8 protein-coding genes are annotated in these 12,497 nt (G+C 32.1%); 6 read left to right on the forward strand and 2 right to left on the reverse strand.

All coding sequences use genetic code 11. The annotated features are described in order from the left end of the window. Window positions 1–268: 268 nt before the first annotated feature. The 4 genes from ACUN3A_RS08315 (at window position 269) to ACUN3A_RS08330 (ending at window position 9,119) form a co-directional block, all read left to right on the forward strand. Window positions 269–3,445 (forward strand): UvrD-helicase domain-containing protein, encoded by a 3,177-nt coding sequence (locus ACUN3A_RS08315; RefSeq protein WP_445550828.1) that lies wholly within the window; start codon window positions 269–271, stop codon window positions 3,443–3,445. Window positions 3,446–3,524: 79 nt separating this feature from the next. Beyond that, complete coding sequence (kbl, locus tag ACUN3A_RS08320) at window positions 3,525–4,718, forward strand: glycine C-acetyltransferase (protein ID WP_445550829.1); 1,194 nt, start codon at window positions 3,525–3,527, stop codon at window positions 4,716–4,718. Between the two features lie 111 nt (window positions 4,719–4,829). After that, entirely contained in the window at window positions 4,830–6,293 is a 1,464-nt protein-coding gene (locus ACUN3A_RS08325; protein WP_445550830.1) for a thrombospondin type 3 repeat-containing protein, read from the forward strand. Window positions 6,294–6,356: 63 nt separating this feature from the next. Further along, on the forward strand, window positions 6,357–9,119 hold the full coding sequence (locus ACUN3A_RS08330; protein ID WP_445550831.1) for a PD-(D/E)XK nuclease family protein: 2,763 nt from the start codon (window positions 6,357–6,359) through the stop codon (window positions 9,117–9,119). A 50-nt stretch (window positions 9,120–9,169) separates the two neighbouring features. Here the strand turns inward: ACUN3A_RS08330 and ACUN3A_RS08335 are convergent, their stop codons facing one another. Further along, window positions 9,170–9,952, reverse strand: coding sequence for an alpha/beta fold hydrolase (locus ACUN3A_RS08335; RefSeq protein WP_445550832.1), 783 nt, complete (start codon window positions 9,950–9,952; stop codon window positions 9,170–9,172). Between the two features lie 88 nt (window positions 9,953–10,040). On the opposite strand from ACUN3A_RS08335, the gene ACUN3A_RS08340 reads away from it, so the two are divergent. Continuing rightward, a complete protein-coding gene (locus tag ACUN3A_RS08340; RefSeq protein ID WP_445550833.1) occupies window positions 10,041–10,277 on the forward strand; it encodes an AbiH family protein in 237 nt (78 codons plus the stop codon). Between the two features lie 81 nt (window positions 10,278–10,358). Beyond that, entirely contained in the window at window positions 10,359–11,225 is an 867-nt protein-coding gene (locus tag ACUN3A_RS08345; protein WP_445552822.1) for an AbiH family protein, read from the forward strand. Between the two features lie 51 nt (window positions 11,226–11,276). Here ACUN3A_RS08345 and ACUN3A_RS08350 read toward each other — a convergent pair whose 3' ends face one another. Continuing rightward, window positions 11,277–12,080 (reverse strand): TIGR00266 family protein, encoded by an 804-nt coding sequence (locus ACUN3A_RS08350; protein ID WP_445550834.1) that lies wholly within the window; start codon window positions 12,078–12,080, stop codon window positions 11,277–11,279. Between the last annotated feature and the right edge of the window lie 417 nt (window positions 12,081–12,497).

The raw sequence follows: 12,497 nt of genomic DNA on the forward strand, positions 1-12,497 counted from the left end.
TAAAAATTATTCAAATTTAAACATTTAACTTTGGAATTGAAAATTCTATTTTGTTATAATTTCATCGAGTAAAATAATAGAACCTTTTTAGTGCATGAATCATAGTAATTAGGAGCTATTTCCCGCTGTCATTCCAAATCTTTTTATCACGATGAAAAATCGAGATAAAAAGGATTTTCCCTTCCATCGGGGCTAGGGCTTTTGGAATTTCAGTAAAAAGTAGTAAAATCAGAAATTTAAAATCGTTAATCAACAATCTAAAATTCAAATGGAAAGACCTTCTTTCGCCATTTACGATGCCTCGGCAGGTTCCGGAAAAACATACGCTCTTGTCAAAGAATACCTTAAAATTATTCTAACAGCACACAAGAATGATGCCTATCGAAATATTCTCGCCATTACGTTTACCAACAAAGCGGTTCACGAAATGAAAAGCAGAATCGTAGGCAGTTTATCTGAATTTGCAAAAGAAGAGCCTTCAAAAAAAGCACAGGATTTAATGCAGGATTTGGCTATTGATACACAACTTTCTATCATTCAAATCAAAACCAAGTCACAACAAATCATCAAGCATATTATTCATAATTATGCTGCATTTGATATTTCTACTATTGATAAATTCACACACAAAGTTATTCGTGCCTTTGCTCACGACTTAGGACTACCTATGACTTTCGAAGTCACTTTAGACACCGAAAATCTCTTGGTAGAAGCCGTAGATGCAATTATTGCTAAAGCTGGTGAAGATGATATTCTGACCAAATTACTAGTAGATTTCACCATAGAAAAAACCGACGATGATAAATCTTGGGACATTTCACGCGAAATTTTAGAAACTGGAAAATTAGTACTCAATGAGAATAATCGAAATGAAATAAGTCATTTTAAGGATAAATCAATAAGCGATTTTATTGTTGTTAAAGAAAAACTGATACAAGTTTGCAAAGATCTAGAAAAGGAAAATGCAACGCTAGCTCAAGCATTATTGCAATTGATAGATACAAATGCAATTGATTTAAAATCATTTTCTCGAGGTACTTTTCCAAATCACCTTCAAAGCATTGCTGACGGAAAATTTAATCCAAAAAATAAAATGTTTCACGAATTCGAAGACATTGCCATCAATAAAACAGCAAAAGACAGGGCTTTAATAGAAAATATAATCCCCGATTTATTACAAAGTCTGGCCGAAATATATGCGAATTTTGAAAAACGAAATTTCTATAAAGCATTCTTAAGAAACATTACTCCTCTATCATTGTTAAATACGGTAAGTAATGAATTGGATAAAATTCAAAACGAACAAAATATACTTTCAATAACAGAGTTCAATGCTATTATTCATCGTGAAATACAAAATCAACCAGCTCCTTTTATATATGAACGACTGGGAGAACGTTATCGCCATTTTTTCATAGATGAATTTCAGGATACTTCCGAAATGCAATGGCAAAATCTGATTCCGCTTATTGATAATGCGCTTTCAGGACAAGATGATTCAGGACAAAAAGGAACTTTAATGATTGTAGGTGATCCAAAACAATCCATTTACAGATGGCGTGGAGGTAAAGCCGAGCAATTTATTGAATTGAGTAAAGATCAAAATCCGTTCAGCAATCCCGACAAAAAATTAGAACATTTAGACAAAAATTACCGCAGTTATTCTCAAGTAATTGAATTCAATAATGAGTTTTTTCAATTATTGTCTAATGAGTTTAATAATGCCGATTATAAAGATTTATACGAAAATCACAGTCGCCAAAAGACAAATGATAAAGTCGGAGGCTATGTAAATATTTCATTTTTGCCAATATTTGATGGTCAAGATGCAAATGAAGAAGAAACTTTGGATAAAACGGAACAATATGTTCTGGCAACTTTAAACACTATAAATAAAGTTATTACATCGGGTTTTGAATATAAAGACATTGTAATCCTCACCCGAAAAAGAAGTCAAGGAATTGCAATTGCTAATTATTTAACAGAACAAAGTATTCCGCTTTTATCATCAGAAACTTTGATGCTTCAAAATGCAACAGAAGTTCGATTAATTATTTACATATTAAAGTATTTAAAAAACAGTTCAGATTTAGAATCAAAAGCAAATTTTTTACAATATTTAGCTCAAAACAAGCAAAATCAATTACCTATTCATGATTTTATAGCCGAAGGAATGGATAAAAAAGAGGAGTTGGCTTTCGAGAAATGGCTTGAGAATTGCAATATAGAACTCTCTTTTGAAAATATTAGAAAAAAATCATTGTACGAAGCTGTTGAGATTATCATTTCAAAGTTTCTAAAAACCAATCCAAGTCTAGGTGTACTCCCTTCAGGAACTGCTTATGTTCAATATTTTCTTGATCTTGTGTTAGAACGAGATGTTCGTAATCAAGCTGGAATTTCAGATTTTCTAAATTATTGGGATAAAAACGCAGAAAAATTCAGCATACCTTCTCCCGAAGGTACTAATGCCGTTCGTGTAATGACCATTCATAAATCAAAAGGGTTGGAATTTCCTGTTGTGATTATGCCTTTTGCAGACGAAGATTATACTAGAAAACCAAAAGATAAATTATGGCTTAATTCCGAAGATCAAGATTTTGACATGCCAAAAGTCTTAGTTGATAATAGTAGTGCTATTGAAGAATTTGGAGAAGAAGCTTCAGCTGTTTATAATTTAAAAAAGCAAGAGGAATTATTAGACAATATTAATGTCTTATATGTGGCTTTAACCAGAGCTGAAGAGCAATTGTATATTATTTCTCAAAATCTTAAACCCAAAAAGGATGGAGAATATTCAAGTAATATGGCTTCCTTTTTTATAAAATATTTGATACACCAAGGCATTTACGAAGAAAATCAAACGGAATATCAATTTGGGGATTCTACAAAATTATCCATAAGTGAAAAGCATATTGATACAACCAAAAAAATCCCTGTTGTTTTGGAAGTGTTGAATCCTAAAAATATAAAAATAGCACAAAGAGAAGCATTAATGTGGGGAACACATCAATTAGAAGCGATTGAGTTTGGTAATACAATTCACGAAATATTGTCTTTTGTAGAAACAAAAAAGGATGTCGATTTAGCAATCAATAAAGCTATTGAAGATGGTTTAATTGCAATTATTCAAAAAGAACTTGTTGCTGAAGCTATTTTAAAAATTATCAACCATAAAGATTTGACGGATTATTTTAATGAAGCAAATGATGTTTTTAATGAAAAAATAATCATCCAGAAAGAAAATGGCACAATTAAACCAGACAAATTAGTAATTAACAAGAACAAAGAAGCTTTTATATTAGACTATAAAACAGGACTTCCTAATCCAAAATACAAATATCAATTAGAAAATTACCAAAATGCTATAGAGAAAATGGGCTTCAAAGTGCTAAAAAAAGTACTTGTCTATATAGGAGTCGAAATCGATGTGGTACATTTGTAAATGCCGAACAAAACATTCAAAAAAGAAAACTAAAGCTATCTTACTCTTAAAACTATTATAGATTTTAAACTTATACATAATGTACAGTAAAATCCAACAACACTTACAATCAGAACTTCAAACCATTGAAGAAAGCGGAATTTTCAAAAAAGAAAGAATCATCACATCTCCACAGGGGGCAGAAATTACAATATCAACAGGTGAAACGGTTTTAAATTTCTGTGCTAATAATTATTTAGGATTGTCTTCACATCCTGAAGTTATTCAAGCCGCAAAAGATGCATTAGATACTCATGGTTTTGGAATGTCTTCAGTACGTTTTATTTGCGGAACTCAAGATATTCACAAAACATTAGAAAAAAAGATAGCGGATTTTTATGGAACAGAAGATACTATATTATATGCTGCCGCTTTTGATGCAAATGGAGGTGTTTTTGAACCTTTATTTGGGGAAAACGACGCCATTATATCAGATAGTTTAAATCATGCATCCATAATAGATGGTGTTCGTTTATGCAAAGCGTCTCGTTATCGCTATGAAAATAGTAATATGGAAGATTTAGAACAACAATTGATTGAAGCAAATGAATCTGGAGCCCGTTTTAAAATAATTGTTACTGATGGTGTGTTTTCTATGGATGGAGTTGTAGCACCATTAGATAAAATATGTGATCTAGCTGATAAATATGACGCATTAGTTATGGTTGACGAATGCCATGCTGCAGGATTCATAGGGGCAACAGGCAAAGGGACTCTAGAAGCCAAAGGAGTTATGGGACGTGTAGACATTATTACAGGAACTTTGGGAAAAGCCTTAGGAGGCGCAATGGGAGGATATACAACAGCAAAAAAAGAAATAATTGAATTACTACGTCAGCGTTCCAGACCATATTTATTCTCAAATTCATTGGCTCCAGCGATTGTTAGTGCATCTATAAAGGTGTTTGAGTTATTACAAAGAGATACTGCTCTAAGAGATCAATTAGAATGGAATACAAATTACTTTAAAAGAGGAATGAAAAATGCTGGTTTTGATATAGTAGAAGGTGATTCAGCTATAGTTCCTGTAATGTTATATGATGCAAAATTAGCGCAAACAATGGCTAATGAGCTTTTAAACGAAGGAATTTATGTTATTGGATTCTTTTTTCCAGTCGTTCCAAAAGGGAAAGCAAGGATCAGAGTGCAATTATCAGCAGCTCACACAAGAGAACATTTAGATAAGGCAATCCATGCTTTTATACTTGTAGGACAAAGACTTGCTGTAATATAACTGTTAAATTTTATACTTAAGGAGTGTTTTATTTAACAAATAATTTTGATGTTACAGAAAATCATCCTATTTTTGTTTGAAATTAACTAATTGTAATTAAAACAACAAAGTATGAAACATCTTAACAAACTTTTAGTCGCTGCGACAATGGTGATGGGATTAAGTTCTCAAGCACAAGACAGCAACAATAAATGGGCAATCGGTTTTGGAGTAAACGCGGTTGACTACCAATCTAGTGCGGGTAACGAATTTTTGGATGTTTTCCACACACCTTTTAAGGTAAGCGAAAACTGGAACATCCTTCCTTCTGTTTCTTACATCAACGTATCTAGATACATAGGAAGTAATTTTATAGTTGGCATAGCTGGGTCAATTAATAAAATTGATAAATATGTTGTGGCTGTTCCTGGAAAAACTGCAGGTGGACCTAATGATTATGCTGTAGTAAATCCTGGAGACTTAATGTACTATGGTGTTGACGCATCAATTTCTTATAGCTTCATGAATTTAATTAAATCTAAAGTATTAGAGCCGACCTTAGGTGTTGGTGTAGGTTATACTTTCTTAGGTGATGAAAGCTATGCTAATTTTAACCCTGCTATTGGATTAAATATTTGGTTTACAGAAAATGTAGGTCTTTCATTATTAGGTACTTACAAGCAACCTTTCGAATTTGGAGAAAGAGATTACCCTAATACTAACACGCCTGACAAACCTGGTTATTCTCAATTTTCTGCAGGTATTACTTTCAAGTTTGGTGCTAAGGATACAGATGGAGACGGAATCTACGATAAAGATGACGCTTGTCCAGAGGTTGCAGGTTTAAAAGAATTCAATGGTTGTCCTGATACTGATGGTGACGGTATAACTGATGCTTCAGACAAATGTCCAACAGTTGCTGGTACAGCAGAATTCCAAGGTTGTGCTGATACAGATGGTGACGGTGTAGCTGATCCTGATGATGCATGTCCTTCTGTTGCAGGTTTAAAACAATTCAAAGGTTGTCCTGATACTGATGGAGATGGTGTAACAGATGCTTCAGACAAATGTCCAACAGTTGCTGGTCCAGCTTCAAACGGTGGATGTCCTGAATTAGATTCTGATAAAGATGGTGTAATTGACAAAGAAGATGCTTGTCCTACAGTACCTGGTCCTGCAAGTAACAAAGGATGTCCAGAAGTAACTGAGCAAGTATTACAAGAACTTAAAGTACAAGCTAGAGCTGTATACTTCGTAACTGGAAAAGCTATTTTAGCTACTGCAGATAAAGGAGCTACAGATGGTAGATTAGAAGCGATTAAAGAAATCCTTAAAAACTACCCTAATGCTAAATTCTCTATCGAAGGTCACACAGATAGTACTGGTAGCGCTAAAGTAAACCAAAAACTTTCTGAAGACAGAGCTAAAGTTGTTATGGATAAGTTAATTGAAAAAGGTGTTAACCCTGCTAACTTAACTTCAGCTGGTTTTGGTTCAACTAAACCAGTTGCTACTAACAAAACTAAAGAAGGTAGAGCACTTAACAGAAGAACAGAAATTAGACACGTAGGTACAGTATACGAAGGTAAATTGTAATCGATTCTCTAAATAATTTTAAAAAGCCATTCTTAATTGAATGGCTTTTTTTATATTTATAAAATGACAAATATTACTTTTTTAGATAAAATCGCAACCACAATATTAGCTAATCATAATAACACACTTACTCAAACAGTTATTATATTACCGAATAAAAGAGCAAAAATTTTTCTTGTTGAAGCATTAAAAAAACAAACAGATCAGAATATTTTTTCTCCAGAAATCATTAGTATTGAAGATTTTATTCAAAATATTGCAGGGATAAGAACAATTGATCCAATAGAATTACTTTTCGAATTTTACGAAGTCTATTTGTCAATTACTGAAAAAAAGAATCAACAATCTTTTGAAACTTTTGCAAATTGGGCAAAAACTCTGCTTCAGGATTTTAATGAAATTGACCGTTATTTATTAGATTCAGATTATGTTTTATCCTATCTGAAAGATATTGAAGACATTAAAAAATGGGGAATTGAAGTTGAAAATAAAACACAGTTACTCGAAAACTATATTGATTTTTGGAAATTACTCCCCAAATACTATCAATCATTATATAAACATCTATTAAAAAAAGGAATTGGATATCAAGGATTAATTTATCGGGAAGCAGTACGCAATATTGTTAATTATTCCCATTCAATTAAAGAAAAACAATTTGTCTTTGCAGGGTTTAACGCATTGAATGCTTCTGAAGAAAAAATAATTCAACAACTGATAAGCTTAGATTTGGCTAAAATCTATTGGGATGCAGATCAAACTTTTTTAAATGATCCCTATCATGATGCTGGTCTATTTTTGCGCCGTTTCAAAGAAAGTTGGAAACATTATAAATCAAATCCATTTGAATGGATAGTTGATGACTTCTCAACTACTAAAAACATTCAAGTTATTGGTACACCAAAAACTATAGGCCAGGCTAAAATTTCTGGAAGTATTATTGAAAAGTGCATCATTGAAAATCCAGATTCATCTCTTGATAAAGTAGCTATCGTTCTGGGTGAAGAAAATTTATTGATTCCACTGTTGTATTCTCTGCCAAATACTGTTGGCGCTTTGAATATTACGATGGGATATTCTAGTAAAAACAATCCAGCCCAAATTCTGATTGCCAAATTATTTAAAATGCACACCAACGCATTGTCAAGAAGCAACAGCAACTATGTCTTTTATTATAAAGATGTATTGGATATATTGACACATCCGCTAATTGAGCCGTATGCAAACACAAGTACTTTGGTTGGGATCATCAATAAAAACAATTATACCTTTATCAGTCATCATAAATTATTGGAATTAAACGATAATAGCAATGATTTATTTTTGCTTGTATTCCAAAAATGGGAGAAAGGATCTATTGCCGTTTTGGAAATAATATCTAGTTTGTTGCTAAAGGTTAAAAATAATTTGAACAATGAAAATGAAGAGGAAAAAATAGCAAAAACTTTTGTTTATGCCATTTTTAAAGTAATCAATAAACTGATTAATTATTATTCACAGCATAAAGAAATTGACACGATTGAGACATTGTATGCCATTTATAAACAAGTAATTGATTTGGCAGAAGTCTCTTTTGAAGGAGAACCTTTAAATGGATTGCAGATTATGGGTGTCCTCGAAAGCCGGGTTTTGGATTTTGAAACGGTAATTATCACTTCTATGAATGAGGGCAAATTTCCCGCAGGTAAATCACAAAACTCTTTTATTCCATATGATGTAAAGCGTGAATTAGGATTACCTACTTTCAAAGAAAAAGATGCAATTTACACCTATCACTTTTATCATTTACTGCAACGTGCCAAAAACATCTATTTATTATATAATACCGAAAGTGACGGCTTGGATGCAGGTGAAAAAAGCCGTTTTATCACGCAATTAGAAGTTGAGAAACAGTCCAAGCACAATCTAAATCATGAAATTTATAATGCCGTTTTACCAGAGACCGCATATTCGCCAATGATTATTCCAAAATCGGAGAAAGTGATGATGCGTTTGAAAGAAATAGCCGAAAAAGGATTTTCACCATCGGCATTAACGAGTTATATTCGAAATCCGATTCAGTTTTATTTTCAAAAGATTTTAAGGATTAGCGAAGTCGAAGAAGTAGAGGAAAATATTGCATTAAATACTTTAGGAACTATAATTCACGAGACTTTAAGAGTTTTATATGAACCTTTTATTAATAAATTTATTTCTGAATTTGATATCCAAAATTGTATCAAAAAAATTGATGCTGAAGTTTTGATTCAATTCAAGTTGGTCTATAAAGAAGGTGAAATAAAAAAAGGAAGGAATCTTTTGGCTTTTGAAGTAGCAAAACGCAATGTTTTTAACTTCTTAAAAGTAGAATTGGAAAGTATTAAAAACGGAGATGCCATAAAGATCCTAGAATTAGAAAAAACATTCGAAAGAATAGTTCAACATCTAAGTTTGCCTTTCCCTGTTTTAATAAAAGGAAATGTTGACAGAATTGAGGAACGCAATGGAATAATCAGAATTATTGATTATAAAACGGGTAAAGTGGAAAAAGCGAGTGTCACCCTTAAATCCTGGAAAGAATTGACGAATGATATTAAAAACGATAAGATCATTCAGGTTTTGGCGTATGCCTATATGTATGAGAAAAATGCCAATGAAAAACCTATCGAAGCTGGAATTATTTCTTTTAAAAACTTAAAATCTGGATTTTTACCTTTCAATTTTAAAGAAGAAAAAGAGAGTATTGCAATTATAAATAATGAAATCCAATCTAATTATTTGGAACAAATTGTCTTATTATTAAATGAAATATTGGATGTGACAATTCCTTTTGAGGAGAAGGTATAACCACAAAGAACGCGAAAGGATCGCATGAAAAGCAATAATTTGAACTTTGGTTAAATCCCCTTAAAAAAGTTAGCTAAAACAGTGAGTAGTTCGATTTGATTTTCAATAGTACTCATGTGTCCATCTTGAAAAGTAACCAATTCAACATCTGTGTTTTTTATTTGTTCCAAGTTTTCTTCATAATTAAGAACAGGATCTTTTTTTCCTAAAATTAATAGTTTTGGATAAGTTTCTGTATGCAAAAGAAATTCTCTGTCTTTTCGTGTTTTCATTCCTTCAAGCGAAGCCACGATTCCCTGTAAGGGAGTTTTCAAAGCTTGGATTTTTACTGCTTCGATTTTTTTAACAAGGATTTCTCGGTTTTCTTCACTGAACAAATTCGCAATAGACAAACGGATGAACGTTTCGTAATCTTTTTTGACGGCCTTGATGGCTCGGTCTCTGTTTTTCTTTCTTTCGGAGCTATCTTCTTTGGAAGTAGAATTAAGCAATACCAATCCTTTCATTTTCTCTGGATACAATTCGGCGAAAGCCAAAGCGACATATCCTCCCATTGAATGTCCCACAAAAATGGCTTTTCGAATTCGTAGTTTAGACAAAACCTCATGAACCACATCGGCATTTTCTTCCATGGTTTGGATATAACCTAAACTTTCGGTTTCGCCATGTCCCAATAAATCAATGGTTACGATTCGATTTTTTTTACTTAATTCTGGAATAAAAACATCCCACATGGTTTTGTTTTCCAAAAAACCGTGCAATAAAACTACTGCAGTTCCTTTGCCTGTATCTGAGTATGAAATTTGAGTGTTTTTGTAGAGAAGTGTTTCCAATGTAATAAGAATTATGTTAATAGATTACATTACAAAATTAATTTTTTAATTTCCTAAATGCTACATTTGAGGAAAGCATTTTAAAAATATGAATAGACTTGTAATTATTGGGAACGGTTTTGATTTAGCACATGGATTACCAACTTCTTATAGAGATTTTATTAATGATTTTTGGAAAAATTTTAAAGATAAATGTAAAAGTGAGGAATATAAAAAATTGGTAATTACACATGATTTTTATAATGGATATTACAATGGAGCTAATCGGATTGAGAATTTTAATGATTTCAAATTGAGTTTAAAAAATTATGCAAAAGGGAATTGACATGCATATGAAATAGATAATTTTGTTTGTAGTAATGAGCAGGGTATTATTTTTGCATTCAGAAATGTTTTTTTTAAATTAATTAATAAAAAAAATTCTGAAAATTGGGTTGATATTGAAAATGAGTACTATAGAGAGTTAAAAACAATTGTGAAATTAAGCACTTTAACAATTGCAGAAAAAAAGCAACAAACGATAATTTTAAATAAAGAATTTGAACAAGTCAAAAATCTTTTAGAAAGATATTTAAAAGAAAAAATTGATGAACAATATGATTTTACTTTGTGTCGAAATAGTCTCATTAATGATATTTTATTGCCAGAATTAGCAAATCGATTTGATGAAAAAGAATTTCTAAAAGAATTTCAATATTGTGATCAATTGTATGTTAAAGAATTTTTAGGAAAATTAAATGAAAATTATAATCTTATAACACACTTTTTGAGTTTTAATTATACGCAAGTTGTGTATGAGTATTTTGTTAGATTTCCATACCCTAAACAAATAAATTATATACACGGTAAATTAAACGCCCCTATTAATAAAGTTAATTTTGGTTTTGGAGATGAAATGGATGATGATTATAAATTGATTGAAAATATTGATGATAATGAATATTTAAGAAATTTCAAGTCGTTTCAATATCTACAAAATTCAAATTATAAAAGTCTTTTAGATTTTGTAGAAAGCGATCAAAAATTCCAAGTTTATATAATGGGACATTCCTGCGGATTGTCAGATAGAACTATGCTTAATACAATTTTTGAACATCCGAATTGTATATCAATAAAGGTTTTTTATCATCAAAAAGAAGATGGGACTGACAACTACACTGAAATCATTCAAAACATTTCAAGGCATTTCAACAAGAAGAAATTAATGAGAGAGAAAATCGTTAACAAAACACTTTGTGAACCATTGCCACAAATTCAGCTTCCATTAAAATAAAAACGGCTCCCATTTCTGAAAGCCGTTAGCAATTTACTATTTATAAAAAATTTAAAATCGATTATCACCATCCAAAAGATTACCCAATCCGCCAAGCAAGCTTCCTTCATCACGACTGTTTCCACCTGACCTTGGTGCCGATGCAATGATTCTGTCCGCCAATCTACTGAAAGGCAATGACTGTATGTAAACAGTTCCGGGACCGCGTAAGGTTGCATAAAACAAACCTTCTCCTCCAAAAACAGAATTCTTGATTCCACCAATGAATTCAATATCATAATCGACATCTTTCGTAAAACCGATGATACAGCCGGTATCGACTTTTAGAACTTCTCCATGTGCTAATTCTTTTTTGGCCATTGTTCCTCCCGAATGAACAAAAGCCATACCGTCTCCTTCAATTTTTTGCATAATGAAACCCTCGCCTCCAAATAAGCCGCGACCGAGTTTTTGGGAGAACTCAATTCCAACCGAAACACCTTTGGCAGCACATAAAAACGAACTTTTTTGACAGATAAACTTTCCTTGAAATTGTCTTAAATCAATTGGAAGAATTTTTCCAGGATAGGGTGAAGCAAACGAAACTTTGCTTTTGGTGTTTCCTTGATTCAGAAATGCTGTCATGAATAAGCTTTCTCCAGTAAGAACTCTTTTTCCAGCATTCAAAAGCTTTCCAAATAAACCTGATCCTTGTTGCTGAGAACCATCGCCAAAAATGGTTTCCATCTGAATGTTGTTTTCCATCATCATAAAACTGCCTGCTTCGGCAATTACTATTTCCTGCGGATCCAGTTCTATTTCCACATACTGCATTTCTTCTCCAAAAATCTGATAATCTATTTCGTGTGCTTGCATGATTTCTAGTATTTTATTTTATAAATGAGTCGGATGAGAGTATGTAATGTTACAATTGAATAGCGAAATTTTGTAAATTGAGAAAACAAGTGCCCATTAAGGGGTATTAGGGGGTAAAACCAGTAGTTTTACTATGTGTTTTGGGTAGTATTACTGGTGTTAATACACAGCTATACTACCGGTTTTCATGGCGTATACACCTATTAAACAGGAGTTTTAGGGGGCATTATAGGTAGTAAAAGGGGTGTTTATGGGTAGGTGTAGTACTTCTTTATAGGGGTATAGCTACTATAAAGGAGTAGGTTTGCTGGCTGTTATGGGTAGCTTTGCAGGGTATTTTGTATACTAATCGCTATCATTTCCTGAATTTTATATAACAAAAAATGACTCTCATCGCTGAAAGCCATTTTTTGATTT

The organism is Flavobacterium sp. WC2509 (assembly GCF_052683105.1).

Excerpts from the sequence above, each read along its gene's own strand:
- ACUN3A_RS08315 (WP_445550828.1), top strand. The coding sequence starts at position 269 with ATGGAAAGACCTTCTTTCGCCATTTACGATGCCTCGGCAGGTTCCGGA.
- kbl (WP_445550829.1), top strand. The coding sequence starts at position 3,525 with ATGTACAGTAAAATCCAACAACACTTACAATCAGAACTTCAAACCATT.
- ACUN3A_RS08325 (WP_445550830.1), top strand. The coding sequence starts at position 4,830 with ATGAAACATCTTAACAAACTTTTAGTCGCTGCGACAATGGTGATGGGA.
- ACUN3A_RS08330 (WP_445550831.1), top strand. The coding sequence starts at position 6,357 with ATGACAAATATTACTTTTTTAGATAAAATCGCAACCACAATATTAGCT.
- ACUN3A_RS08340 (WP_445550833.1), top strand. The coding sequence starts at position 10,041 with ATGAATAGACTTGTAATTATTGGGAACGGTTTTGATTTAGCACATGGA.
- ACUN3A_RS08350 (WP_445550834.1), bottom strand. The coding sequence starts at position 12,080 with ATGCAAGCACACGAAATAGATTATCAGATTTTTGGAGAAGAAATGCAG.